This is a genomic window from Staphylospora marina, assembly GCF_003856495.1.
Taxonomy (GTDB): Bacteria; Bacillota; Bacilli; order Thermoactinomycetales; family Thermoactinomycetaceae; genus Staphylospora; species Staphylospora marina.
This window is the reverse complement of record NZ_CP034118.1, coordinates 2,479,695-2,505,401: the sequence shown is the minus strand read 5'-3', so window position 1 is coordinate 2,505,401 and position 25,707 is coordinate 2,479,695. Positions and strand designations below refer to the sequence as shown.

Here is a 25,707-nt window from a genome sequence, read left to right as displayed (position 1 = left end):
TTACGGGAACGGATGCGGGAAGAGATTGATCTCTTCTTCCCGGATCGGGGATGGACGGCGGCCGGTCCGAACCGGTGCTTCCAGGACGCGTTTCATCACGATGCGCCGGTATTGGTGACCGAACGACATGGTGAGCATGCCCTGAACCAGCGTTTTGACGGCGCGGATCCCCAGAGCCTCCAGTTCCGGGGTGGTTTCGTCGATGATCACCACATCTCCGTGCAGACGGGTCAGCTTGTCCAACAGCTCCTTCAGCTCCGCTCCCAGGTCGCCCGGGGGCTCCTCTTCGTACCACCGGCGGTACAGTTCCCGCACCGGACGCGGACGTTTCTTCTCCCGGAACAGGAAATCGAACCGGGGAAGCGTGTCCGGATGAGAGTACAGGAGCACGTGGTCGTGCATTTCCTGAACCAGGCCGGGGTCGTGCACCATCCGTTCCGCCTTGTCCCGCTGGGCCGGCATGATCTCCTCGTAAATGGGCACGGAGGTGACCACTTCCACCAGCGCCCCCATGATCGCTTTTTCCGGATCCGGGTGGGCGCCGGCCGCCGAATAGGTTTTCACCTTCGCGTCTTCCGCCGGATTGATCATCAGGGCCCACACGGCGGGGATGCCGGATTCCATCGTCATGTCAAACAGATGCAGACGGTATCCGTTGGCTTCGACCCGGTCTTTCACCAGCAGGATGTTCCGGTTGTGAACCCCTTCCACATCGATCTCGTCCAGGGCCAGCCGGTTGTACCAGGAAACCAGGAAGGCATCCCGTTCGATCACTTCCATCAGGGCATGGAAGACGGCTTCTTCAAGGGAACCGCCCATGGCGCAACCGTTCGATGTCTCATAGACAAACCGGTTGGTCGGTCGCTCCGGCGGATCGGGCAGGCGGTAATACACCATTTGCTCGGGGACGAGCACCGGTTTTTGTTCTTTCCAGGAAAACCCCCACACCCAGTTCACTTTCAGATCATCGCTGTACGGGACATAGGCATAGCCGGGCTCGTCCCGTTGGTCGGGATGGTGGATGCCCCACTCCGGCGGATGAATCGCCCGGTCGCGCACTTCGTTCCACGATGCCCGGTGGACCGTCCGTTTTCCGCGGGGCACCATGCCGGCGTATCGTTCCAATCCCTCCAGCATCGCCGTCAGTTCCGAGTCCCGGAACGTGTCGGTCCGTCCGAAACCGATTTCCGTGGATTTGCGATCGGGAAGCGGCATTTCCGCACCGAAAATCGGCATGAAGCGCGAATACACATCCCGGTACAGGTGGGGAAACAGACCCGTCCGCCAATCGTAAAAGGCTTCCCGCAGCACGTCGTTTCGGATGTTCGGGTTGGGCAGTCTCCACGTGCGGGGATGCGGTTTCGGCAAGGACCGCACCCGGAACACCGCTCTCTCCGGCGTGTCATCCGGCAGGTTTCCGCACCGCGGGCAGAGCGGGTTGGGCTGGAACGCGTGGATCCGTCCGTTCATCATTCCGTCGGTGGCCACGTAGATGCTCCGTTTCAGCCGTGGCGGTTTTCCGCTCAGCAGGCGCTCCAACTCGTCCCGGACGATCAGGGAGAGCGAGTCCAGGAACGGGGGACTCCATCCGCGGTGAATGCCGGCTTCCGCATGCATGCGCTGTGCCTTCGCAAGACTGTGCCAGATCTCCCGCTGGGGATGAACCAGGCTCATTCGCCACTCCACGCAGTGCACGCATCCGGGTTCGTCCGGCAGGACCCAGGGACCGGCAAAAACGCGATCAACATACAGATGAATGCGGAAAAACGGAACGCCCCATCGCCTGGCCCGGTCCTGTGCGTCCGCTTCGCGGTCCAACAGGCGGGCGTCATGACACAGAAGCAGGGCATCCGGCCGCCCGGGTCCCGGTTCATCCGGCAATCCGTCCACCCGCACGACTTCGCACACCTCTTCCAGAACCGGTGCCAGCATGTCCGCCAACCGTCCTTCTGCCCACAACCAGACCGTGTGGCTCATGGCTCATTTCCTCCTTCCCAGCCGACCTGTCCGACCCACACGCCCAGTTCCGCCGGGAACGGGTCGCGGGTCCAGGGTTCCCGTCGAATGCGGAATCCGCTTTGTGTGGCGAATCGCTCCGCCTCCTTCAGCCATTCGGCCCAGTCGGGAACCGGCTCGTCCATCCGGATGGTTCTGTCCGCCTCCGGATCTTCTTCCCGGGGGAACCATACCGCTTCCGCTGGAGGGGCGAACTCCGGGTGATGCTCGGCGAGTTGCAGGCGGCGAAGCGCTTCCGGCAAGGCCCGTTCCAGGGCTTCATGGAAGGTCCGGCCCGCTCCCTCGGCCAGCAGATTTCCGTCTTCGGTCAAAAAGATGCCGACGGCCCGCGGTGTTTGTGAACGAAACATCCACAGTTCCGGCTTCCGGCCGTAACGAATGTCGAGCATTTTCAGATATCGGCGGTGTTTTCCGTCGGGGAGGTCTTCCCGGTTCAGCCGAACCAATCCCCGGTTGCCGCGTGACAGGGACACCCGGATCCAGGAACGCAGCAATCCGCTTCCCGCCCATTCGTCCCGGGACCGGCCGTGGCTCCACACCGCGGAAACCGGTCCGTCTTCGGTCGTGTCGGCATTTCCGGTCACGACGGCTTCCAGTTCGCGGGCATAAGCGGTGAGCGCTTCCCGCAAGGCCGTTTCGGTGGCGTCACGCACCGTTTCCCCGGCTCCGACGAACGTGCGGATGCCGTCTTTGCCGGCGCCCGGAATGCGGGTGGTGACGGCAATGAGCGGCAGCGGAATCTGCATCAGGTCTCCCGGGCTGATGCGGAGCAGAACGCCGAAGCGGGGATCGGTCAGCGATTCGGCCTTGTCCAGAAACACCCCCTGGTCTTCCGGTTCTTCGCCTGAGTCCGGCGGGGAAACAGGGGGAACGAGGCGGGAGGACCCAAGGACAAGCGGAGACGGATGGATGCGGCGTCGCACCGTTTCCAGCCGCTTCGAAGAAAGGTCCATCACGTGGTTGATGACATCGCTTTCAGCCGCCCCGGTCACGTGTTTCAGCCATTCGAGAGCGCCGATGTTGCCGAGGAGCAGGTCCGAGGTCACCGTTTTTTCTCCGGAAGCATCCGCGTCCGTGAAACGGTCCCGGGCGCATTGCCAGGTGGCGATGCTTTCCGGAGACTCCAGCGGGCCCACCCATCCGCCGGACGGATGAATCGTGACGGGCAGGAACGGAATGCCTCTTTCACGGGCAAAACGGGACCAGCGGGCAAAGTGTTCCCGCTCCGTCCATTCCCCGATGAAAATGATCCCGTCGACAGGTTCCGCTTCCCGTTCGTCTCCGGGGGAGAGCGGATCCTGCCAGACGGGGGAAAACGCGGGATCCCGGGCGGCCCATTCCTCGGCCAGGCGCCGGATGTCCCCGGAGGCGTCGGCCGGCAGAACGGGGGATTTCACGCCCATTTTCACCAGGGACCGGACGAGGGCGAACATCGCTTTGCCGGAACCGGCCACCCGCGGACGGTGCAGACGAAAGCGGAGAAACCGCTTTTTTGCATCCTCGGCGTGAAGCTCCAGAAAGGCCAGCGTGTCGTCGTACAGCTCTTTCTCCGACGGTGACAGGGTTGTCGCTTCTTCCCGGTTTCCGTCCGTGAGCACGCCACGCTTGAACAGCTCTTCCGTCAATTGCAGGACGAAACGCCGGTGTGCATCCCCCAATCCGTCGGTCAGCTCCTTCAGCGTCTTCTCTCCGGTGAAATGGAGGGCAAGCCGTTCCACCCAGGCGTGCAGCCCTTTTCCTTTCAGCGCGAATTCGGAGTTCCAGGTGTGGAAATAAACGCCGTTCTCCGTGGGAGCGAAGTGGACGTGCCGTCTCCATTTCGGTCGTTGTTCAAGCATCCGCGGTTCCTCCTTGGCCAAACCCTGTCAGTTGCTGCCAGGTCACACCCTTGATCCGCTCGGTTGCATTGGATACCAGTTCGCACAACAAATGCTTGGTGTGAGGATTGATGTCAAACAGGGGCAGATGGGCGTAGAAGGCATTGACCACAATCCGGTATGCGGCAAATTCCGGGCTTTGCAGGACCCGCATGCCTTCTTCCCGGGACTGCAGGTTTTGATGAAACGGGCTGAGTCCCCGCTCATTCCCGGAGGGATCCCATCGTTTCACCGCCTCTTCGCCGATGGTGGCGGCGATCTCCCGATAGTGATCGGTTCGCGAGGTCAGTTCTCCGGCGTCGGCCAAGGTCTTGGCTTCCGTGTACAGGCGAAGGGACGCTTCCGCCCAAGCGCGGAGCCACCGGTCCGGTCCGTGATACACACCGCCTTCTTCTCCCGTATGCGCCAGCACCGCCCGGACCAGCTCATCGATGCGCCCGCCCAGTTCCCGGTCCCGTTGCCGGAAGGTTTCGCGCAGACGGCCGTCGGTGTCAAACGTGTGCAGGTAACCTTCCACGTGCGAACGGTATGACAAATGCCCGCGCGTGATTCCTCCGAGCGGGTACAGTTCGGCGATGACCGCCATCAGTCCGATCATTTGTTCCAGTCGTTTTCCGCGGTTTCCGGCGCTTTCCGCGATCAGCTCCAGCGTCACCGGCGCCACATCGGAACGGAACGCTTCCAACAGCTCGGCCACGCGTGCCCCGCTGACGACATCTTCCCTGCGATCGTGGGGCTCGACGTTCAGGCTGTTGTCGGGAGACAGGGGAAGATAAGGCCCCGGCTCCAGTTCCCAGGCTCCCAAGGTCTCGCTCAGCTTGAGGTATTGATCCGGATCGATCTCTTTGCGTGACGGATGGTCGTTCAGCCAGGGAAGTACGGTTTCCCGGATGAGTGGCAACCAGTCGGTCTCCAATCGCTCATTCGTGTCTTCCAGGACCAGGGAGATGTGGGGGCCCCGTTTCCAATGGCGCCTCAGAAACCAGCGGCCGAGTCCGCGGGTTTGAAGCTTTTCCACGGCGGGCTTGATCGCTTCCGTCAGAAGCCGATCCTTGTTGTCTTCGTAATACGTGATGCGAACGGCTTTCCACACGGGATCATTCCACCTCCGGAACTTGGCTGAGTTCGATCACCCATTCATTCACCCGTTTGTGATCATCCGGGTCGGTTGCGAGATGTTCCAGATCAGGGAGCATCTCTTCGGCGATCATGCCGGTGGGCTGCTCGGCGATCATTTTGCCCAGCAGTTTCACGGTCAGCGGATTTTGAAAGTCGATCCATTGCGGCTTCCAGTCGGTGAAGTCGAAGTTCCGGGAGGCATCGGACGGCTCCCTGTCCTCACCGAACGGGTTTTCGGAATCGTCCAGCGGAATGAAGCGGACGAAGATCCGATCGGGAAATCCGATTTCCTCTTTCCAGCGATGCACGCGCTCGAACCAGTCGAAATCGCTGTCATTCGGCTCCCGTTTGGGGAGGTGCCCGCGGGGAATCACCCATTTTTTGCGGGATAGCACCACATCTCCCACCCGAAGTCGCGGCCAGATCCGGATCTTTTGACGCTCATCGGGACTCAGCTCCTCCTCGGCGAACAGGAACAGGTTTTCCGGCATGTTGCCGCAGGTGAACTGCGTCACCAGGAAATTGACCACGAACGGAAGCAGGGCGGGGATGAGGGTACCGGCGAACAAAACGGCCAGGTCGCCGTGTTTCGGATGAACCACCTTCACCCGGTCCTCCCGCTTGTCGTACTTGAGGATCACATCCTCCCACGAAATCACCTCGTCCGGCCCGAGGCCGTCCCGCGCCGGCGGCAACATGGGCAAATCCAGTTCAAACGGAGCCAGTCTCGGCCGCAGATTGGCGTTGAACCCGAACACGCCGGACAATTCGGCCAGCGTCCGCGGGTGAACCAGCTCCCGCAGCTCTTCCCGAAGCCGCTGTGTCAACTCTTCCCGGAACCAGGGCAAAAAACGGGTGAAAAACGTGCCGTTGCCCACATACAAGTGATTCAGGACCCACAGCGGTTTGCCGTCTGCCAGTGCCGGCTGGACAAACGCGTCGTTGGTGAGGAAACGGTGCTGCACCTGGGCGGGGATCCGTTCGGTCAGACGCTCAATCTCCTCCCGGCTGAGAAACGCTTCCTCTTCGGAAGAGCGCAGTTTTTCGGCGATGAGTTTCCCGAGTTCCCGTTTCAGTTCATTCAGCCGGCGAACGTTTTCCACGTCGTTGTGCAGCTCCGTGTCTTTCATCATGTTGGACGGGAGCATCGAACGGAAGTAGTCGGTGATGGAGGTGATCACCTGGCTGAGGAACCGTCCCGGTCGGTCGCAGATGCCGTTCTCTCCGTACATCTCGACGAATTGGGCGGCGATTTTCGACTGGATGCGGAACTTGACGTCCAGGACGGGAAGCAATCGCTGCCAAGCGAAGAGGTCATCCAGATGCCGTTCCCAGGCGGAGGGATTCATCCGCGCTTCTTCTTCCAGGATCGCGTCCTCGAACAGGAGGAGGGCCAGGGATTCGTCGGACAACTCAAAGCCGACCGACTTGCGCAGCGCGTGAAATTCGTTGCGAATGTCGCGAAGACGCCGCGAGCGGGTTTCCGGGGTGTCGTCGGGCGCGGCCTCGGCCAATTCCCGGATCCGGATGAGATGGTCCCGGGCCGTTTTCGGGATGTCCCCGTCCAGCGATTCCAGCCAGCGGATCAACCAGCCGGCCAAATCGGGGTTCTGCTCGTGACGCGGGAGTACCGGAACCAGCACTTGCAGGGATATGAGCTGATTCACGAAGGCGCGCAGTTGCTCGGCCGGGAATTGGCCCGCTTCCGTCAACCGGCGGATCAATTCGGCATACGACAATTCCGAAGCATCCCCGAAACGGGACAGCACCAGGCGAATGGCCGGATTGGCGTCCAGGGATACGGGGGTCTCCAGCGTTTTGAACACCCGGGGACGCAGCTTGGAATCATCCGTCCGGCGAATGTATTTGACCCGCCCCTGATCGATGATGAGCGTCGGATTGATCCGATACCGAAGCTGGACGCGCACTTCCGGATGGGCGCACAATCCCTCCATCACCCGCAGGAGATTGGCGTGGTTCAGCTCGGTGAACACCCGGTGGTTCGGGGAAGGCAGGGTAAACGGAGCATGTTCCGCCCGTTCGTCCCAAGAGCCCGTGCCCACGGCCGTAAACGTGCTGAACGGGCTGGTTTTCACCGACGCCCGCGTCACGAATTTCACCAGGCTGGTCTCCACCTTGCGCAGGCGGGATTTTTGCCGCTCCACCGGTGTCTCTATGTACTTGACCGCCTTTTCGTGGAGCTCCTGGCTGGTGAGCGCGATGCCGGCCAACAGGCGAGGGTCGGTCACCGTTTGCCGGAGATGGCGTCTGGCATCAAGCAGCTCCTCTTCAAAGCGGGTTCGGGCTTCTTCCCGGAGTTTGACCAGTCGCTCCTCGTTTTGCAGTCGCAGCCGAATCCGTTGCGCAAGCTCCGGAGTCAGTTCCGCCCATTCTTCGGTCACGCGGACCTTGGGCTTTCTACCGTTGTACAGGTCCCGTTTGAACCGGATGAGCGCGTTGCGGAGCGAATCGGAGCGAACCTGCGGGACTTCCCGTTCCACCGCTTCGATCAGCTCCCCGTTCTCTTCGGACAACCGCCGGGAGAGAGCCGTCATTTCCCGCAAGCGCTCCACGGTTTCCTTCGCACGCATGAAGCGGAGACCATCGGCGGGGAGTCCGCCGGTGCGGATCAGGAAATGGGGAAACAGACGGCGGGAAACGCGTTTCGGGGGACGGATGAGGTTCTCACCGGAAACAGCCAAGCACAAACCCCTCCTTTTCGGGGCAATAAGCCCGTCGTCTGATGGAATCATCTGCCATGACGTGGTAAAATAGATGGAAGCGAAGCACCCGGGTGCGGCCACACCCGTTTGCTTCGCTTTCCGAAAAACGCGAATCAGAACATGCATCAGCAAGAGCCGCAGCAGGAGCTGGAGCCGCAGGTGGAAGAAGCGCTGCAGGACGAAGAACCGGAAGAGGCTCCGGTCTCCGGCAAAGCGGCGGCATCGCTCAGGTCGAGCACTTCCAGACCGGTGATTTCCAGGTCACGGATCTCCATGGGATCACCTCCTTGACAAGATCAAGCCCGGTACGCTCCTCAGCAGGAAGCGCAGCAGGAGCTGGAACCGCAGGTGGAGGAAGCGCTGCAGGAAGTGGAACCGGAAGAAGCTCCCGTTTCCGGCAGGGCAGCGGCGTCGCTCAGGTCGAGCACTTCCAGACCGGTGATTTCCAGGTCACGGATTTCCATGAGTTTCACCTCCTTTTCAGGATTCGGCCAATCACTCGGAGAAACAAGCAGACCGGGGAGTGAAACGGAAGGTTCTTGTCCGTCCCTGCGGGGATGAACGGTTCATTGACACGACGCGCAGCAGGAGCTGGAGCCGCAGGTGGAGCAATACGTGCAGGGCGTGATGCCCGAAGAAGCCCCCGTTTCCGGAAGTGCGGCGGCGTCGCTCAGCTCCATCACTTCCAGTCCCGTCACTTCAAGATGCCGGATCTCCATGTCCATCGATGATGACTCTCCCTTCCGGTTTGTACGTGTTCAGGCAATCATTACCAACAGGAGCTGCAGCAGGAGCTGGAACCGCAGGTGGAGCTCGCCACGGAGCAGCTGGATTCTCCCGAAGAAGCTCCCGTTTCCGGAAGTGCGGCGGCATCGCTGAGATCCATGATGTCCAGTCCGGTGATCTCCAGATCTTTCACTTCCACCACTTTTCACCTGCCTCCGGTAGGATGAAGAGCCGCACCCGATTCCGGGAATGAAGATGGGGGAAGGAAGATCGGGGCGCTCGGGAAGGATTCACCTCCTTTCCGGAAAAAGGAGGCCCCGAAGCGATGGCGGAAAGCCGGATCCGTCGCCATGGAAAACGGTTCCGATTATGTCGGGATCCGCTGCCGTCCGAAAATGAAAACGATTTCGGAACCGCTTTGACGGACCGGGAGGGAACCCGAAGAGACGCGGAAGACCCATACGTTCGCGCGGAAGATCCATCCGGATCATGCATGCATTGGGATGAAAATCCATCAATCCATCAAAATCTAGTCTTTTTATATCACAGAAAGACGATTTTCGAATCCGTATTTTCCACAAATTAAGAATTTTATATAACATTTATTTGGAAATTTTTCAGGGTGCGGATCACCAATCCGACGCGCGATTTCGCACCGGTTTTTCGAAGCGCGGTCGACACGTGATGCTCCACGGTCCGTTCACTGATTCGCAAGGATTGGGCGATTTCCCGGTTGGACCGGTCCATGGCGATTTCCTGGATGATGCGTCTTTCCGTGGGGGTCAGCGGAAGAGAATGGTTCTCCCGGTGGATCAGATGATTCCAGTACAAGATGTCTCCCGCCCGTTCATGATAGGACCGGCTGAAATAGAGGCCGCCGGCGTTCACGGCGCGGATGGCTCCGGGAAGTTCTTTTTGGTCGCGGAACGAAACGAATCCCCGGACTCCGACGGCCAAAAAGGACAGCCACACGTCTTGCGAACCGTCGGTGCAGAGGATGGATGCGGCGGAGGGGTCCAAGCCGTCCAAACGGGTTCTCACTTCTTCCTGACAGCAAGCATGAAGCCAGAGCAAACGGTTTTCCTCCGCGTCATGGCGGCGAACAGGGGCGGTTTCCGGCAACCGTTTTCGGATCTCTTCCTTCCACCTGGATACGGTCTCCGATGCGGTATGGGGCGAAGGATGTACAACGATGAGGCAAACCAGGCGCAAAGGGATCTTCCTCCTTATTCTGTATGGGCTGCGGTCGGCGGACGGCCGGAGCGAAGCCCATCATTACATTTCGATTTGATATGCGGAATCCCTTTTGCATGCCCGAGGTTTTAATTCTGATACAAAATGATTTTCAAACCTGCTTGTGAATAGAGGATTTGGATCTTGCAAATATTTTGATTGACTCGGACAAATCCCGTGGGATAAGATGAGAGTTGAAAAAAATAGCATGTGGATCGGTAACAGGGGAGTAGCTTTTCGGCATAGTCGTCAGTACGGGCGGATCGCCCCGGCTCTGTCGGGCAACGTTTTCGTTGTCAGCGAGACCTTTACTTTGGGGACAAAGTAAAGGTCTATTTCTATTTTTTGGGAGTGCAACAAGGAGGAGTTCAAGATGGATTTCCTGTCGTTTGAGTTTTTGAGCGCACTTCTTTCCATCATCATCATTGACCTTGTGCTCGCCGGTGACAATGCCATCGTCATCGGACTGGCGGCGCGCAATCTGCCGAAAGACAAGCAAAAGAAAGTGATCGTGTACGGAACCGTCGGAGCCATCATCATCCGTGCGGCCGCCACGCTTGCAGTGGTTTGGCTGCTCAAGATCCCGGGACTGCTTCTGATCGGGGGATTGATTCTGGTCTGGATCGCATGGAAGCTCCTGTTGGAGGAAAAGAAACATGATGTCCAGGCGGCGGACAGCATGTGGGCGGCCATTCGAACGATCATCATCGCCGATGCGGTGATGGGGCTGGACAATGTGTTGGCCGTGGCCGGTGCCGCGCACGGAAGCTACCTTCTCGTGATCCTCGGTCTGCTCATCAGCGTCCCGATCGTGGTGTGGGGAAGCACGGTGGTACTGCGGCTTCTGGAGCGTTACCCGCGCCTCATCTATGTCGGGGCCGGTGTGCTCGCTTGGACGGCGGGAAAAATGATCGCTGACGAAAAACTCTTCCATGACGTGTTCGCCCAGGCCGATTGGCTGAAATACGTGTTTGCCGCCCTGGTGGTCGCCGGTGTGCTGCTGGTGGGAAAGTGGGCAAAAAACCGCGGCAAAGAAACAGCCAACGCGGGATAAATCCGTGTCGAAACAAAAGAAAACGGGTATAAAACTGTGGGCGGAAGGCCGTCAACTCATTTCCGAGACGGCTTCATTCGTGGGTTTCGCGTTTTTCATCCGTCGCGGAAGGCGCCTTGGACAGCCGTCCGCCGGATGGTTTCACGCGGGCATCGTCAGGACCGATGCCCGGATTTTCCCTCCACGCCCAAAAATGCATGTCAGAATATTCAGAGGAGGGGGACGGGTGGAAAAGCGGCTTCCGTTTGGGGGAAAGACTTCGAAGGTGGTTGGGTTGTTCGCGGCCGCTTTGATCTCTTTGACCGTGTCCGGGTGTGATCTGGATTATTGCGCCGATGACAACAAAGATCGGAAGTGTGATGAAGACGGCACTCCCGTCGATCCGAATGATTGGATTGAAGAAGACGGCAAGCGCAAATATCTCAAGCTGTATGAAGATTACGATGATGACGAGGGGTTTGGCGGTTGATGGGATGAAAAAAACGGGAGAATATCAACGCCTGCGGCACGAGATTTACGAGTCGCTCCGTCAGGAAGGCGTCTTCACCTGGGACTGGATGTACGGAAAAGAATATGCGCTCGCCGATCTGTGCCTCATTTCTCCCGAATTTCGCGCGGAAATCGCCGACGTGACCGAACGTTTGGGCCGGATTTTCGCCCGAACCATGGAGGTCGTCCAAAAAGCGGGGGATGAACTGCTGGCGGAGTTGGGAATTCCCGAAGCGGCCCGGCCTGCCGTCAGGATGTCCGTGTGTGCGGAAATGCCCACCTTGGTCGGGCGGTTTGATTTTGCCCGGACGCCGCGAGGGCTGAAGATGCTGGAGTTCAACAGCGACACCCCGACCTGTCTGGTGGAAGGATTTCATGTGAATGGCGTGGTTTGCGGGAAGTTCGGGGTGGAAAATCCCAATCACGGAATGCGGGAGCACATCCGTGATGCATTTGCCACCATGGTCCGGGAATATCGCCGTCTGGGGTTTGCTTCCGATTCCATCGTGTTCAGCTCTCTAGGCCGGCATGAGGAAGACCGGGGAACCACCCGCTATTTGCTGGATGCCTCCGGACTGGACGGCCGGTTCGTGCCGCTGGAAGAACTTTCGTACTGTCAGGGAAGGCTCCATGCCAGGGACGGGGATGACTGGCGGCCGGTGGATGTCTGGTACCGCCTGCATCCGATCGAACTGATGGTAAAGGACCGTGACAAGGACGGATTTCCGACGGGGATTCGCATCCTGGAGCTCACCGTTTCCCGCCGGCTGGCCATGATCAATCCGCCTTCCGCCTTGATTTCCCAAACCAAGGCGTTGCAGGCCCTGATCTGGAACCTGGCGGAGAGCGATCTGTTCTTCACGGACGAGGAGAGACAGACCATCCGGGATCACATGCTTCCCACCTATCTGGACAATGTGTTTCACGGAAAACGCCCTTACGTCTCCAAGCCGGTGTTCGGGCGGGAAGGAGGCGGCGTCAGGCTGTATGATTCCACCGGAGGAGTCATCGCTCAAGACGGTGGAACATTGTATTGGGACCAGCCGATGGTGTACCAGGAGTTGGCGGAATTGGAGTGGGTCGAGGTGGAAACGCTTCAGGGAACCGTTCGCGGCAAGCAATTGTGGGGCTCGTTTCTGATCGGCGGCCGTGCGTCGGCCATCGTCTCCCGGGTCGATCAGGAAATCACCGGCAATGACTCTTTGTTTTTGCCGGTCGGGATTCGGAGTTGAGATTCGACTCGCGAGCGGGTAGGATCCATGGATCGGTCACGGATCCGCCGGTGCTTGTTTCTGCCGAAGATGCGTTCACTCCGGCGGAGCGTCGTCTCGGCGGGCTTTTTGCTTTGAGAGATGGATTTCCCGGGAAATGATCATGACATGGCGATGGGGTGAAAAGCATGGATGTAACGGAGATGCTGACACGATTGGGGATCGACCGGAAAGAAACCGAGAAGCCCGGTCGGAACAGGTTGGAGTTGCTGATGCATCAACACCTGCTCACCGTGCCGTTCGAAAATCTGGATATCCGTGCGAACGTCCCCATCCTGTTGGATTTGCCGATGATTTACGAAAAAGTCGTCCGGCGAAAACGGGGCGGCGGCTGTTATGAGCTCAACGGCCTGTTCGCCTGGTTGTTGGAGAAGCTCGGGTACCGGGTTCGCTTGCTGTCTGCGCGGGTGTTTCGGCCTGACGGAACCCCGGGACCGGAATTTGATCATCTGACCCTGCTCGTCTTTGATGAGCAACCACTTCTGGTGGATGTGGGATTCGGAGATTCGGCACGCCGACCGGTGCCGCTCGACGGCTCCGTGGTGTCGGATGTGAGCGGGGATTACCGGGTGATGCCGGCGGCCGATCCGGATGCGTGGGTGCTGGAAAAAAGACAGCCGGGGGAAGAGTGGAAGCCCCAGCACCAATTTACGCTCAGGCCGTGGATTTTGTCCGATTTCATGCCCATGTGCATCCACCATCAGACTTCCCCCGAATCCGGCTTCACCCGGCGGATGGTGTGCACGATCGCCACGGAAACGGGAAGGATCACGCTGACGGATGAAGGCTTGACGATCACGGAGAGGGGCGAAAAGAAAAAAATTCCCGTCCGGTCGCTGCCGGAGCGGAGAGCCGCCTTGCAGCGATGGTTCGGGATCCGGCTGGTTTGAGCGGGAGCGTTGGCTCCCGCTCACAACACATCCTCCAGTTTCACGAAGCGGAACCCCCGCTGTTTGAGCACCGGGATCGCCTGACGAAGTCCTTCAAAGGTCTCTCCGTTCGGCTGGTTGAAATGCAGGATGACGATGGAGCCGGGTTTCGCGGACAGCAGGGCTTGCTTCACCTGCGACGCGGAGAAGCGGGCTCCACCGTCTCCGACGACGTCAAAGCCGGCCACCCGTTCTCCCGTTTCGTGGACGATCCGGACGGCCACTTCGTCATAATAGGCCGTTCCCGCCCGGAAGAATTTCGGTTCCCGTCCGGTCAAATTCCGGATTTTTTCATGGTTCAGCCACACTTCCCGAAACGCGTGAGCCGGATCCGACGTTCCGCGGATGCCGTAGACGGAGCGACCGTTGACCGACAACGGACGATGTTCCGTCCCGTGGTTGCCGATTTCAAACAACGGGTTCTCCGAAAGGCGGAGGAACGTGTCCCGGTTGGCATCGATCCACCGGCTGTTGACAAACAGCGTGGCGGGAATTTGTTCACGGATCAGATGATCCACCAGCGCTTGATCAAATTTGCTTCCGCGGGGTCCCCCGCAGGCGTCGAAGGTGAGGGCGATCAGCGGTTCCTTCGTTTCAAAACGCGTGATGACTCCGCGGACCTGTTCTCCCCACTCTTTGGGCGTGACTCCCCGGTATGTTTCACGAATCCGTTCCTCCGGATGTTCCCGAACGGATTCTCCGCTTTTGTCGACATCCGGAGCGGGCCGTTCGGCGGTCCGGGAAGATGCGGAGGGAGAAGGATGTTCCTGGCCGGAAGTGGCCGGAGTGCAGGCGGACAGAACGAACAACAGGCCGGCGACGGGCAAGGCGATGAAACGAACCGGTTGCATCAGGTTTCCTTCCTTCCGTCATGGCAATGTGCGGTTCGGCGCGAAGAAGCTCTCGGAAAAGTCGGCATGTCGGGGCGCCGTCTCACGATCCCCGCAACAAGATGTCCTCCGGGTCAAACGGATCGGTTCCCGACGAAATCATTCCCGTCCGGCGGGGGTGTCGAAAACCGCGAGCCGATCGTTGAATGACTTGCATTTCGGCTGCCCCGGAGAGATCCGAAGGCGGCGGGTGGCGACGCGGGTACCGCATCTTTTCATTATACCGCCTCGGTGCTCCCGTTCCGTAAAGTGACTTCCGTCAAAAACGGGAACATTTCACAGGCAGGAAGTTTGAACGCTTCATGAAATGTCATCGAAGTCTCAACCAACAAACTTTTTTTATGCCAAAATGGAAGTGGCAGTTCCGTCCAGTTATGGATGACTTCCGGACCGCTGCCGAATGCCCGTGATGACTCAGTCGCAGAAAGGTCGGAACAAAGATGCTCCGAAAGTATCACTTGCTGCACGCGGCCAGGGGAATCTTCTCGCTGCTGGTCGTCGTTCTGGCGGCTCACCGGGCGGGACTTCACCACTGGGATGTCGAACTCATTCCGGGACTGGATGACCGGGTCCGGTTCGGTGCGATGGACTTTTTCTTTCTTCTCAGCGGTTTTGTCCTGTTTGCTTCCTACAAATCGTCGATCGGAGACAAACGGACCGCGAGGGGATTTTTGATCAAGCGGCTGATTCGCATCTACTCGGTCTACTGGTACATCCTGATCGCCATCATTCCGCTTTCCGCCTTTCTGACCGGACAGAAGGCTTCTCTGGACAGCATCGGACCGTCGGTGCTGCTGATTCCCCATGAGGATTCCCTTCTTTCCTCGTCCGGCTTGCTCAGCATCCTGCTCGTGTTCTATCTGTTCTTTTTCCTCTTTCTCTTCTTGGGACGGAACGCGGGGACGCTGGTGGCGGCGCTGTGGTTTCTGGCGGTGGTGATTTTCTTCACCCAGGACGTGAACCTGGAACATCCCGTGCTTCAGGTGCTCTTCAGCAAGTACCACCTCTACTTCTTCGCCGGAGCCTTCATCGCCCACCTGACCGACAAAATTCCAGTGAAGCAGCCGGCATGGATCTTTCTGATCGGGGCGACCGGGACGGTGCTCGGTGTGTTGAATGATCTTTATGGCTGGGTTCCGCTGGATGACATGTACAACTACGGGGTGCCGGTCAGTCTGCTGTTGTTCGGTCTGGCCGCGGCCGACGTGAAAACGGAAATCCGCCTGCCCGCCTGGATACAATTCATGGGTCAGGCTTCGTATTCCCTGTTCCTGGTACATGAACCGATGCTTACGCTCTTGTTCCATCTTTCCGGAAAGGATGACTGGCTCGGATGGGCCGACCCGCTTTTGCTCTTCGCGTTGATCATCGTCGCGGTGATTCTCGTCGGATGGTTGACCCACGTGCTGATCGAGAAGCCGCTCTTGTCCTTCATCTTCTTCCGGGGCAACCTTCAGGTCAGCTCCGATTCCTATCTGACGAAGCGACAGGAATTTTTCGGCGGAGCGGAGAGAAACGTGGCGGGACCGGAAGCCAAGGCTTGAGATCCGGAAAATGGAAACGGAATCCACCCCGAATCAGGGGTGGATTTTTTTGCATGAACTTCGTATAATCATGCATGAGCATGAATTTTTATGTGGAACGGAGCGGATACGCATGCAAAAAGAGAAAGTGATTCTCGCCTATTCCGGCGGTCTCGACACCTCGGTCGCCATCAAATGGCTGAATGAGACTTACGGGTATGACGTGATCGCCGTCGCATTGGACGTGGGGGAAGGGAAGGACCTGGATTTCGTGAAAAACAAGGCGCTCAAGGTGGGAGCGGTCAAATCGGTCGTGGTCGACGCCAAACGGTGGTTTGCCGATCATTTTCTCATTCCCGCGCTGAAGGCAAACGCGATGTATGAAGGCAAATATCCGCTGGTATCGGCGCTGTCCCGGCCGCTCATTTCCCAGGTGCTCGTGGAAGTGGCCAAGGCGGAGGGAGCCGTGGCCGTGGCGCACGGTTGCACCGGGAAGGGGAACGACCAGGTGCGCTTTGACGTTTCCGTCACCGCGCTGGCCCCGCATCTCAAAGTGGTGGCCCCGGTTCGCGAATGGGCGATGTCCCGGGATGAGGAGATCGCCTATGCGGAGAAACACGGCATTCCCATCCCGGTCGATTTGGACAATCCGTTCAGCATCGACCAGAACCTGTGGGGACGCAGCTGCGAATGCGGAGAGCTGGAAAATCCCTGGACGGCTCCTCCGGAAGCGGCGTACGAATGGACCTCCTCCGTCGAAAACGCTCCGGACACCCCCGATGAGATCATCATTTCCTTCGAACAAGGGGTGCCGGTCAGGCTGAACGGAGAAGCGATGCCGTTTGATGAACTTTTGGCCGCACTGAACAAGCTGGCCGGAAAGCACGGCGTGGGGCGGATCGACCATGTGGAAAACCGCCTGGTCGGCATCAAGTCGAGGGAAGTGTACGAATGTCCCGGGGCGATCACTCTCATCACCGCTCACCGTGAACTGGAGTTCCTGACCCAGCCCCGCGACATCGCCCGCTTCAAGCCGGTCATCGAGCAGAAATGGGCGGAACTGGTGTACGACGGTCTCTGGTTCTCGCCGCTGAAAAAGGCGCTGGACGCGTTCATTGACCAGACCCAGAAACCGGTCACCGGCGACGTGCGGGTGAAGCTGTTTAAGGGGAGTGTCACCGTGACCGGAAGAACCTCGCCGTATTCGCTGTACGATGAAAAACTGGCCACGTACACCGCGGATGACGAGTTTGATCACCAGGCGGCGGTCGGGTTCATCAAGCTGTGGGGATTGCCGACGAATATTTATGCAAATGTGCACATGGAGGACGAGAAGGATGAAACTCTGGGGCGGGCGCTTTTCCAAACCGACGGATCGCTGGGTGGAGGAATTTAACGCCTCCATCCCGTTCGACAAGGAATTGTTCGAGGAAGACATCCAAGGCAGCATCGCGCACGCCGACATGCTCGGAAAGTGCGGGATCCTCACCCCGGAAGAAGCGGAGACCATCATCTCCGGTTTGCACACCGTGCGCGAAAAAATCCGCTCCGGCGTGGCGAAGTTCCGGATCGAGCATGAAGACATTCACATGAACATCGAAAAACTGCTCACCGAAGAAATCGGGCCGCTCGGCGGAAAATTGCACACGGCCCGCAGCCGGAACGACCAGGTGGCGGTGGACATGCACCTGTACGTCCGCAAAGTGACGGTCGAGATCGTCCGGCTTCTCCTCGACTTGCAGGACGCGCTCTTGGAGCAGGCGGAAGCCCACGTGGACACCGTGTTGCCGGGGTACACCCACCTCCAGCGGGCTCAACCGGTCCGGTTTGCCCATCATCTGTTGGCATACGTCTCCATGTTTGAACGGGACATCGAGCGGCTGACCGACAGCTGGAAACGGGTGAACACCTGCCCGCTCGGAGCGGGTGCGATCGCCGGCACCACCTTTCCGATCGACCGGCGAATGACGGCTCGGGCGCTCGGATTCGAACGGATCTACGACAACAGCATGGATGCCGTCAGCGACCGGGACTATCTGGTGGAATTTTTGTCGATCGCTTCGCTGGTGATGGTCCACCTCTCCCGCTTGTCCGAGGAGTTGATCCTCTGGTCGGCCGAAGAGTTCGGTTACGTCACCCTGGACGATGCTTACTGCACCGGCAGCAGCATGATGCCCCAAAAGAAAAATCCCGACATTCCGGAACTGGTCCGGGGAAAGACCGGGCGCGTATTCGGCCATCTCACGGCCCTGCTCACCACGCTCAAAGCATTGCCGCTCACCTACAACAAGGACATGCAGGAAGACAAGGAAGGCGTCTTTGACACGGTGCGAACGCTGACCGGGTGCCTCTCGCTGACCGCCTCCCTGGTGCGCACGATGAAGGTGAACGCGGATGTGATGCGCAAAAACGCGGAATCGGGATTCGCCAACGCGACGGATCTGGCCGATTATCTGGTTCGCCGGGGCTTGCCGTTCCGGCAGGCGCATGAGATCACCGGCAAACTGGTGTTGCATGCCATCCGCCAAGGGAAGGTGCTCACCGAATTGACGCCGGGGGAATTCCGGGAGCATTCCCCGCTCATCGGTGAGGACGTGTACGATGCGTTGTCCGTGGACAAGGTGGTGGAGGCCAGGGACAGCGAGGGAGGAACTTCCCGCAAACAGGTGCTGGCAACGCTCGCAGCCAAGCGGGAACAGTTGGAAAAGAATCGGGAATGGCTGGCGATGCGGGCTTCCGGAGCCTGAGTCGGATTCCGCGGGGAACGGAGGCATCTGTCAAGGGAATATTTTGCTTCAATATGGATAATGATCCTATTTTCATGACTCTTCTTTTGTGAAAAAGGAGAGTCTTTGTTTTTGAATAATCTATGATTTCCACGAAGATTTACCTGGCATTTTCCTGTTTGATGATATAATAGGGAATGAATTTCGAGGCTGTTTCAGCACAACTCTCATGAAGAAGTTGCCATTTCCGGCAGCCCGGAAAATTGCAGGAGAATTACCAATCACTCAGAAATAGAAGAAAACGAGTCTCGGGGTGAGTTTTTGTGATCGAGATGCACGATGTTTGGAAGATTTATCCCAACGGAGTGGAAGCGCTCAGGGGAATCAACGTCCGCATCGACCAAGGCGAATTCGTCTACGTCGTGGGACCGAGCGGCGCCGGCAAAAGTACGTTCATCAAGCTCATGTACCGGGAAGAAAAGCCGACTCACGGAGTGGTGCTGATCAACGGCGTGAACGTCAAGCGCGTACGCGACTGGAAAATTCCCCATGTTCGCCGGAAAATCGGAATCGTGTTCCAGGATTTCAAACTGTTGCCTCATCTGACGGCGTTTGAAAACGTGGCATTTGCGATGGAGGCGATCGAGACGCCCCGTCGAAAAATCAAGCCGCGCGTGATGGAAGTGCTGGAGCTGGTCGGATTGGCGGACCGGATGCATGCGCTGCCGTCCCAGCTGTCCGGCGGTGAACAGCAACGGGTGGCGATCGCCCGGGCGATCGTCAACAACCCGACGTTCATCATCGCGGACGAGCCCACGGGAAACCTGGACCCGGAAAACTCGTGGGACATCATGTATTTGCTCGAAGAGATCAACAACCGTGGCACCACCGTCGTCATGGCCACGCACAACAAGGAAATCGTCAACACCATGCGCCAGCGTGTGATCGCCATCGAGCAGGGCGTGATCGTGCGCGACGAGTTGGGAGGTGAGTACGGCTATGAAGATTGATACATTGATGCGCCATTTCCGTGAAGCATATCGCGGGGTACGCCGCAATACCTGGATGAGTTTCGCGGCGATCAGTGCCGTGGCGGTGACGCTGTTCATTTTCGGGATTTTTCTGGTGTTTGCGTTCAACGTCCGGTACATGGCCGCCGAGCTGGACAAGCAGATGGCGGTCCGGGTCGCGCTCAAGATGGAATTGACGAACGATCAACAAAATGACGTGGTCGAACAGGTCAAAAAGATGCCCGGCGTGAAAAACGCCGAATTCATCCCCAAAGCGCAGGGCCTTCGCCAGATGAAGGAACAGTGGGGCAAAGAGGGGGATGAAGTGTTCAAGGGGCTGGAAGGGAACAACAACCCGCTGCCGGACCTGATTCTGGTTCACCCGGCGAATCCCAAGGAGCTGCCCGAGCTGGCGAAAAAACTGGAGGGCATTCCGGGAGTCGACAATGCGGAAGCCGGCGGTGACGTGACCGAACGATTGCTCAACGCATCCAGCTGGTTCCGGAACATCGTGCTGGTGTTCGGACTTGGGCTTGCCATCCTGGCCGCGTTCCTGATCTCCAACACCATTAAACTGACCATCATTGCCCGGAAACGGGAAATCGAGATCATGCGTCTCGTCGGTGCGAGCAACTGGTTCATCCGCTGGCCGTTCTTCATCGAAGGAGCCTTCATCGGGATGGCCGGTGCCGTGTTCCCGATCATTCTGGTTCTTGCCACCTATCAGGTGATCTACAGCGCGCTGGGAGGCGACGAAGCGTCTTCCATCCTGAAAATGATGCCGATGCTGTCCCTCAGCGCCTATGTGGCCGTCTCCATTTTTGCGCTGGGCATGGCCATCGGAGTGTGGGGTTCGATTCTGTCCGTCCGACGCTTCCTGAAAATCTGATGCGGGTGAGAATGCAATGAAACCCCGAATGACCCGATCACTGCTTGCAGTCGTCCTCAGTCTGTCCGTTTTTGCGGGCGCCCTGGTGACGGTTTCCGGCCCGGTGCACGCGGATTCCTCCATTGATCAAAAACGGGAGGACATCAAGAAGCGGGACCGGCAAATCCAGGCGTTGGAAAAGCAAAAGAAACAGAACGAACAACAGCGGGCGGAAGTGATCCGCCGCATGGAGACCATCGGGCGCAAATTGGAAGAATTGGACCAAAAGATTTATGGCCTGCAGGAGAAAGTGATCGCCGGGAAGCAGGAGGTGCAGGAGCTCTCCAAAAGCCTGGAAGATCGCCAGCGGCGCTTCCGGGAGAGGATGAAACACATCTACGTCAAGGGAGAGATGTATCACCTGCAGATGCTTCTTGAGGCAGAGACCTTTTCCGATTTTCTGACACGATTCGGACTCGTGCTGGATCTGGTCCGGGCAGACCGGAAAAACATTGCCGAGATTTCCGCGGCGAAAGAGGAACTTCAGTCCGCCCAAAACGTTTTGGAAAAGGATTTGGCCGAACTTCAAAAGCAGAAGGAACAGTCTGCCGCTCTGTACGGCGATCTGCTTGCGGAGCGGAAAAAGCATGAACAGGTGATCGCCGCGATCGAGAAAGAACAAGGTCATCTGGAGCAGGAGAACGAAGAAGCCAAAAAGGAATTGGCCGAGCTGGTTGCCCGTGCCTCGGAGGAAGCCAGGCGTCGGGAACAGGCCGGTCAGATCACGGTCGCACATACGGGTGGAGCATTCCGCTGGCCGGTGGACGGGGGAGTGTTGACGTCCAAATTCGGCATGCGTGACAATCCGGTAACCGGTGAGCACAAATTGCACAAAGGCATTGACATCGGGGCTCCGATGGGAACCCCCATCAGAGCGGCCGCGTCGGGGGAGGTCCTTGAATCCAGAACTTCCTCCGGATACGGATGGATCATCATTTTGTATCACGGCAACGGGTTGTCCACGCTGTATGCCCACATGTACTCCAACACGGTGAGAGTGGAAAAAGGCCAAAAAGTCCAAGCGGGTCAAATCATCGCCGAGGTGGGCAGCAACGGCAATTCGACCGGCCCTCATCTCCACTTTGAAGTTCACAAGGACGGCAATCCCGTCGATCCGATGCCGTATTTCCGCTGATCAGACACCGCGGGATGGAAAGGAGCTGAGAGGGTGTTTCGCAAAGGTTTCGTCATCATGGTGGCTTTCTGTCTCGGGATGAGCGTGATGCTCACGGATGTCGAAGCAGCCGGAAGTTCTTCCGATTCGCAAAAGTTGAAAGAGATTCAACAAAACAAGAAAAAAACCGAGTCCGAGTTGAACAAAACCCAGTCATCCCTGAAAGAGAAGGAAGAGAAGGTCCGGGAGCTGGAAACCCAACTCGGCAAGATGAAAGACGAACTCGCCAAACATCAGCAGGACCTGGCGGAAAACGAGAAACGGCTGAAAGAACAAGAAGCCCGGTTCCGTGCGATGTTGGTCCGCATGTACGAAAAAGGGGAAAGCCAGTACCTGGTTCATCTCCTGACGGCGGAATCTTTCTCGGACTTTTTGCAGCGGTTCGAGACGGTCCGCCTGATCCTGAAACATGAGCGAAACACGTTGGACGGTTATATCGAAACCAAGCAAAACATCCAGAAACTGATGGCCGCGATCCAGGAACAGGAAGAGAAACTGAAGCCGGTCTATGAAGAGGCCAAAAAAGAGCTGGGTGAGTATCAAACGCTGTACAAGAAACAGAAATCCGAGTTGGCTCATCTGAAGCATCAGGAAGAGTTGACCCTGGAAGCCATTGCCGAGAAAAACCGTCTGGTGGCAGCCGCCAATGCCGGCGGGAGTTACGGATCCGGACAGTTGACCTGGCCGACGCGGCCAAAGGGAACCATCACCGATTACTTTGGTACCCGGGGCGGAAGACATGAGGGGATCGATATCGGGCTTCCGCTGGGAACGCCGATCGTCGCCGCCGACAGCGGCGTGGTCGTGCTGACCAAATCGAATCCGGGCGGTTACGGCTATTACGTCGTGATCGATCACGGCAACGGTCTGAAAACCTTGTATGCCCACATGTATCCCAGCACCGTTCGCGTCAGCGTGGGGCAGCGGGTTTCCAAGGGACAGCAGATCGCCGAAGTCGGAAACAACGGTAAATCTACCGGGCCTCATCTTCATTTTGAGACCCACAAAAACGGAAGACCCGTCAATCCCTTGAGTTATTACTGACGGATGCAGCTGGAGGGACTTTGAATTTCCATTTCACCAAAGGGAAATCGGGATGTCCGTGAATCCAAGCGCGGAGCGGGTTCAGACATCCGCTTTTTGGAAGGGGAACATCGGAGATGAGAAGAAAATGGATTGCGGCATCCGTGGCGGCGGTACTGTTGATATCGGGGGTGACCGTTCCGGGAGCCCATGCGGAGTCCAATGTACGAAAACAGGTCAAGGAACTCCGTTCGAAAAAGAAAACCTTGCTCGACGAGATTGAAGCCACCACGGAAAAAGAACGCGCGCTGAAAAGGGAAATGCGGGAGATCGAGGAAGAAGTCGAGAAGCTGAAAAAGGAGAACGAGCCTCAGATCCAGCGGTTCCTCCAGTACCAGGAGGAAGCCAAGAAATACGAAGAGAGCTTCAAGCGAAAACTGGTTCAGATGTATGTGCAGGGCGAAACCAACTATCTGGTCCGCCTGTTGGAGGCACCGTCGTTTGATCAGTTTTTGCAACGCTTTGAGATTCTCCGGATCCTGACGAAGCGGGACCACGATACCTGGACCCGCTATGCGGAACAAGTGGAAAAAATGAAAAAAGAGTACGGCAAAGTGTTTGCCAACCTGGAACAACAGGACAAACTGATGAAAGAATACCACAAGAAGCTGGACGAATTGCTCAAAGAAAAAGCCAAAACCCAAAAAGACCTGGAAAATCTGGAACATCAGCTGGAGATGCACGAAGACGTCATCACCCAGATCAACCTGGAGGAATGGCGCAACGGCTCCTTGAAGTTTTCTTACATCGGGCCGCTCAGTTATCCGTCAAAATCCCGCATGACCTCCAGATTCGGCAGCCGGGACCTGAACCGTGACGGAAAGTATGAATTCCATGCCGGCATCGACTTTGGCGGGCCTTACGGCGTTCCCATTTATGCGGCCGCGGACGGAGTGGTGGTCGGCAATGAAGCGGTCAGGGGTTACGGTTGGCTGATCACGATCTATCACGGGCACAAAAACGGAGTACCGTTGTTTACCCGATATGCCCATATGGAACCCGGGCAGGTCAAAGTGAGGCTCGGTCAGGAAGTGAAACGTGGCGATCAGATCGCCTCCGTCGGCAACAACGGGAAATCCACCGGACCGCATTTGCACTTCGAAGTGCGCCTCGGACATGGACAAAATGCCGTAGATCCAATGAATTATCTTGCACGCTGAGAAACATGATGCCGGCGGGACTGAAACGGCCCCGACCGGCATATGTTTGTGACATGGACGGGGTGTCGCCCGGACTGTTCGCCCCGGCAAAGGTGGTGTCTGTGTGGTATTCAAAGGAAAAACGGTCGCTTTTCTCGTTGCGGCATCGGTTCTGCTCAGCAGCTTGGGAACCGCGTTTGTCGTCGGTGACGGCGGACTCCTCGACCGGTTGGAGACGGGAGCCTTCCGCAGCGGCGGAAACGGCGATTTTTCCGACAAGATGGAAAAGCTGGAACAAGCCTACATGATGATCAAGCAGAACTATCTGCATGAAGTGGACGACCGGAAGCTGATCGACGGAGCCATTTCGGGCATGGTGGAATCTCTGGGCGATCCGTATTCGGCGTACATGAACCCGCAGCAGGCCAACCAGTTCAAGGCGGATCTCCAGTCCAAGTTCACCGGAATCGGGGCGGAAGTCACCATGAAGAACGGCCGGGTGACGGTGGTGTCACCCATCAAGGGTTCTCCGGCCGAGAAAGCGGGCATCCGTCCGGAGGACCAGGTGCTCAAGGTGAACGGAGAAAGCTTGGAAGGGTTGGATCTGACGGAAGCGGTGAGCAAGATCCGCGGCCCGAAAGGGAGCAAAGCCGTTCTGGAGATCTCGAGGCCGGGCGAGCGGGAGCTTTTGCACATCACCGTGATCCGGGACGAGATTTCCCTTCAGACCGTGGAAGCGAAAATGCTGGACGGAAAGATCGGCTGGATCGCCATCTCGCAGTTCTCCGAAAGTACGGCCGATGACTTCGCGAAAGAGCTCAAATCCCTGGAGAGCCAGGGAATGAAAGGCCTCGTGATCGACGTCCGCGGCAATCCGGGCGGGCTGTTGAACGTGGTTCTGGACATGGGACAACAGCTGTTGCCCAAGGGCAAAACGATCATGATGGTGGAGGAAGGCAGCGGAAAGCGGACGGTATACAAGGCCGGTTCCGTCCGCGGCAGCAAAAATCCCGGGATCGACGAAGCCAAGCCGTATCCGATCGCCGTTCTGACCGACAAGGGAAGTGCCAGCGCGTCCGAGATCCTGGCAGCCGCCCTCCGGGAGTCGGGGAACTATCCGGTGGTGGGAGAAACCAGCTTCGGCAAGGGAACCGTCCAGACCACGATGGATTTCAACGACGGAAGCAACCTCAAACTCACCATGGCCAAATGGCTCACTCCGAACGGAAATTGGGTGGACCAGCAAAAAGGAACCAAGGGCATCAAACCGGATGTGGCCGTGAAACCGCGGGAATTCGCCACGGCCGTGCCGCCGCATCCCTCCAAGCCGCTCAAACGGGATGACAACTCGACCGACGTGAAGAACATGCAAATCATTCTGGATGCATTGGGCTTTGCTCCGGGCCGGACGGACGGCTATTTCGACGCGAAGACCGAAGGAGCCGTGAAGGCGTTCCAGAAGACGCACAACCTTTCGCAGAGCGGTCAGTTGGACGCCGCCTCCGCGGAGAAGCTGCGCGAGGAATTCATCGCCTTGCTGCGGGATCCCGCCAGTGACGTGCAACTGCAGGTGGCGGTTCAGCTCGTGATGAAAAAGAGCGGGCCTTGAGAGGAGCAACGTTGACGACCGGTCAACCCGGCGCGCTTTTTCCCGGCAGAGACCGGGCGACATGCGCGAAACGGTCGGGAAAAAGCGCCCGGCGCCCATGGCGTTCAACCGAATAGAGGAATTGACCCTTCACGCGCAGAAAATACCCTAATGTTTTCCAAAACAGGGTATTTTTTGTTTTTTTGGGA

23 protein-coding genes are annotated in these 25,707 nt (G+C 58.0%); 13 read left to right on the top strand and 10 right to left on the bottom strand.

Annotated elements, in window-relative coordinates; all coding sequences use genetic code 11:
* The 9 genes from EG886_RS12325 to EG886_RS12285 all read right to left on the bottom strand — a co-directional run bounded on the left by EG886_RS12325 (position 1) and on the right by EG886_RS12285 (position 9,673).
* Entirely contained in the window at positions 1–1,977 is a 1,977-nt protein-coding gene (locus EG886_RS12325; protein WP_124728416.1) for a TOMM precursor leader peptide-binding protein, read from the bottom strand.
* Positions 1,974–3,854 carry a hypothetical protein gene (locus EG886_RS12320; RefSeq protein WP_124728415.1) on the bottom strand — a complete coding sequence of 627 codons (1,881 nt, stop codon included), beginning with the start codon at positions 3,852–3,854 and terminating at the stop codon, positions 1,974–1,976. Before EG886_RS12320 ends, EG886_RS12325 begins: the two co-directional genes overlap by 4 nt.
* Positions 3,847–4,986, bottom strand: a complete 1,140-nt coding sequence (locus EG886_RS12315) for a lantibiotic dehydratase C-terminal domain-containing protein (protein WP_124728414.1) — start codon at positions 4,984–4,986, stop codon at positions 3,847–3,849. Before EG886_RS12315 ends, EG886_RS12320 begins: the two co-directional genes overlap by 8 nt.
* 4 nt (positions 4,987–4,990) lie before the next feature.
* On the bottom strand, positions 4,991–7,714 hold the full coding sequence (locus tag EG886_RS12310) for a lantibiotic dehydratase (RefSeq protein ID WP_164491835.1): 2,724 nt from the start codon (positions 7,712–7,714) through the stop codon (positions 4,991–4,993).
* A 146-nt stretch (positions 7,715–7,860) separates the two neighbouring features.
* A complete protein-coding gene (locus tag EG886_RS12305; RefSeq protein ID WP_124728412.1) occupies positions 7,861–8,010 on the bottom strand; it encodes a thiazolylpeptide-type bacteriocin in 150 nt (49 codons plus the stop codon).
* Between the two features lie 39 nt (positions 8,011–8,049).
* Positions 8,050–8,199: a thiazolylpeptide-type bacteriocin gene (locus EG886_RS12300; protein ID WP_124728411.1), complete on the bottom strand. Its 150-nt coding sequence runs from the start codon at positions 8,197–8,199 to the stop codon at positions 8,050–8,052.
* 102 nt (positions 8,200–8,301) lie between these two features.
* A complete protein-coding gene (locus EG886_RS12295; RefSeq protein WP_124728410.1) occupies positions 8,302–8,460 on the bottom strand; it encodes a thiazolylpeptide-type bacteriocin in 159 nt (52 codons plus the stop codon).
* A 44-nt stretch (positions 8,461–8,504) separates the two neighbouring features.
* On the bottom strand, positions 8,505–8,663 hold the full coding sequence (locus EG886_RS12290) for a thiazolylpeptide-type bacteriocin (protein ID WP_241154324.1): 159 nt from the start codon (positions 8,661–8,663) through the stop codon (positions 8,505–8,507).
* A gap of 389 nt (positions 8,664–9,052) precedes the next feature.
* On the bottom strand, positions 9,053–9,673 hold the full coding sequence (locus EG886_RS12285; protein WP_124728409.1) for a helix-turn-helix transcriptional regulator: 621 nt from the start codon (positions 9,671–9,673) through the stop codon (positions 9,053–9,055).
* A gap of 394 nt (positions 9,674–10,067) precedes the next feature.
* On the opposite strand from EG886_RS12285, the gene EG886_RS12280 reads away from it, so the two are divergent.
* The 4 genes from EG886_RS12280 to EG886_RS12265 all read left to right on the top strand — a co-directional run bounded on the left by EG886_RS12280 (position 10,068) and on the right by EG886_RS12265 (position 13,398).
* Positions 10,068–10,748, top strand: coding sequence for a TerC family protein (locus EG886_RS12280; protein ID WP_124728408.1), 681 nt, complete (start codon positions 10,068–10,070; stop codon positions 10,746–10,748).
* A gap of 226 nt (positions 10,749–10,974) precedes the next feature.
* Entirely contained in the window at positions 10,975–11,217 is a 243-nt protein-coding gene (locus EG886_RS12275) for a hypothetical protein (RefSeq protein ID WP_124728407.1), read from the top strand.
* Positions 11,218–11,221: 4 nt separating this feature from the next.
* Entirely contained in the window at positions 11,222–12,469 is a 1,248-nt protein-coding gene (locus EG886_RS12270) for a glutathionylspermidine synthase family protein (RefSeq protein WP_124728406.1), read from the top strand.
* A gap of 167 nt (positions 12,470–12,636) precedes the next feature.
* Positions 12,637–13,398, top strand: coding sequence for an arylamine N-acetyltransferase family protein (locus EG886_RS12265; RefSeq protein ID WP_124728405.1), 762 nt, complete (start codon positions 12,637–12,639; stop codon positions 13,396–13,398).
* A gap of 20 nt (positions 13,399–13,418) precedes the next feature.
* Here the strand turns inward: EG886_RS12265 and EG886_RS12260 are convergent, their stop codons facing one another.
* Positions 13,419–14,288 carry a polysaccharide deacetylase family protein gene (locus EG886_RS12260; RefSeq protein WP_124728404.1) on the bottom strand — a complete coding sequence of 290 codons (870 nt, stop codon included), beginning with the start codon at positions 14,286–14,288 and terminating at the stop codon, positions 13,419–13,421.
* Between the two features lie 479 nt (positions 14,289–14,767).
* On the opposite strand from EG886_RS12260, the gene EG886_RS12255 reads away from it, so the two are divergent.
* The 9 genes from EG886_RS12255 (at position 14,768) to EG886_RS12215 (ending at position 25,519) form a co-directional block, all read left to right on the top strand.
* On the top strand, positions 14,768–15,871 hold the full coding sequence (locus tag EG886_RS12255) for an acyltransferase family protein (protein WP_124728403.1): 1,104 nt from the start codon (positions 14,768–14,770) through the stop codon (positions 15,869–15,871).
* A gap of 112 nt (positions 15,872–15,983) precedes the next feature.
* On the top strand, positions 15,984–17,246 hold the full coding sequence (locus tag EG886_RS12250; protein WP_124728402.1) for an argininosuccinate synthase: 1,263 nt from the start codon (positions 15,984–15,986) through the stop codon (positions 17,244–17,246).
* Positions 17,188–18,597 (top strand): argininosuccinate lyase, encoded by a 1,410-nt coding sequence (argH, locus tag EG886_RS12245; RefSeq protein WP_124728401.1) that lies wholly within the window; start codon positions 17,188–17,190, stop codon positions 18,595–18,597. Before EG886_RS12250 ends, argH begins: the two co-directional genes overlap by 59 nt.
* Before the next feature lie 302 nt (positions 18,598–18,899).
* Entirely contained in the window at positions 18,900–19,586 is a 687-nt protein-coding gene (gene ftsE, locus EG886_RS12240) for a cell division ATP-binding protein FtsE (protein ID WP_124728400.1), read from the top strand.
* Positions 19,576–20,475 carry a permease-like cell division protein FtsX gene (gene ftsX, locus EG886_RS12235; protein ID WP_124728399.1) on the top strand — a complete coding sequence of 300 codons (900 nt, stop codon included), beginning with the start codon at positions 19,576–19,578 and terminating at the stop codon, positions 20,473–20,475. The genes ftsE and ftsX overlap by 11 nt, the downstream gene beginning before the upstream one ends.
* A 16-nt stretch (positions 20,476–20,491) precedes the next feature.
* Positions 20,492–21,649, top strand: coding sequence for a murein hydrolase activator EnvC family protein (locus tag EG886_RS12230; RefSeq protein WP_206425321.1), 1,158 nt, complete (start codon positions 20,492–20,494; stop codon positions 21,647–21,649).
* Between the two features lie 33 nt (positions 21,650–21,682).
* Entirely contained in the window at positions 21,683–22,732 is a 1,050-nt protein-coding gene (locus tag EG886_RS12225; protein ID WP_206425320.1) for a murein hydrolase activator EnvC family protein, read from the top strand.
* 116 nt (positions 22,733–22,848) lie between these two features.
* A complete protein-coding gene (locus tag EG886_RS12220) occupies positions 22,849–23,931 on the top strand; it encodes a M23 family metallopeptidase (protein WP_124728398.1) in 1,083 nt (360 codons plus the stop codon).
* A gap of 103 nt (positions 23,932–24,034) precedes the next feature.
* Positions 24,035–25,519 (top strand): S41 family peptidase, encoded by a 1,485-nt coding sequence (locus tag EG886_RS12215; RefSeq protein WP_124728397.1) that lies wholly within the window; start codon positions 24,035–24,037, stop codon positions 25,517–25,519.
* Positions 25,520–25,707: the final 188 nt, after the last annotated feature.

Excerpts from the sequence above, each read along its gene's own strand:
- EG886_RS12255 (WP_124728403.1), top strand. The coding sequence starts at position 14,768 with ATGCTCCGAAAGTATCACTTGCTGCACGCGGCCAGGGGAATCTTCTCG.
- EG886_RS12320 (WP_124728415.1), bottom strand. The coding sequence starts at position 3,854 with ATGCTTGAACAACGACCGAAATGGAGACGGCACGTCCACTTCGCTCCC.
- EG886_RS12270 (WP_124728406.1), top strand. The coding sequence starts at position 11,222 with ATGAAAAAAACGGGAGAATATCAACGCCTGCGGCACGAGATTTACGAG.
- EG886_RS12265 (WP_124728405.1), top strand. The coding sequence starts at position 12,637 with ATGGATGTAACGGAGATGCTGACACGATTGGGGATCGACCGGAAAGAA.
- EG886_RS12280 (WP_124728408.1), top strand. The coding sequence starts at position 10,068 with ATGGATTTCCTGTCGTTTGAGTTTTTGAGCGCACTTCTTTCCATCATC.
- argH (WP_124728401.1), top strand. The coding sequence starts at position 17,188 with ATGAAACTCTGGGGCGGGCGCTTTTCCAAACCGACGGATCGCTGGGTG.
- EG886_RS12325 (WP_124728416.1), bottom strand. The coding sequence starts at position 1,977 with ATGAGCCACACGGTCTGGTTGTGGGCAGAAGGACGGTTGGCGGACATG.
- EG886_RS12300 (WP_124728411.1), bottom strand. The coding sequence starts at position 8,199 with ATGGAAATCCGTGACCTGGAAATCACCGGTCTGGAAGTGCTCGACCTG.
- EG886_RS12250 (WP_124728402.1), top strand. The coding sequence starts at position 15,984 with ATGCAAAAAGAGAAAGTGATTCTCGCCTATTCCGGCGGTCTCGACACC.
- EG886_RS12305 (WP_124728412.1), bottom strand. The coding sequence starts at position 8,010 with ATGGAGATCCGTGACCTGGAAATCACCGGTCTGGAAGTGCTCGACCTG.
- ftsX (WP_124728399.1), top strand. The coding sequence starts at position 19,576 with ATGAAGATTGATACATTGATGCGCCATTTCCGTGAAGCATATCGCGGG.
- EG886_RS12220 (WP_124728398.1), top strand. The coding sequence starts at position 22,849 with ATGAGAAGAAAATGGATTGCGGCATCCGTGGCGGCGGTACTGTTGATA.
- EG886_RS12230 (WP_206425321.1), top strand. The coding sequence starts at position 20,492 with ATGAAACCCCGAATGACCCGATCACTGCTTGCAGTCGTCCTCAGTCTG.
- EG886_RS12295 (WP_124728410.1), bottom strand. The coding sequence starts at position 8,460 with ATGGACATGGAGATCCGGCATCTTGAAGTGACGGGACTGGAAGTGATG.
- EG886_RS12260 (WP_124728404.1), bottom strand. The coding sequence starts at position 14,288 with ATGCAACCGGTTCGTTTCATCGCCTTGCCCGTCGCCGGCCTGTTGTTC.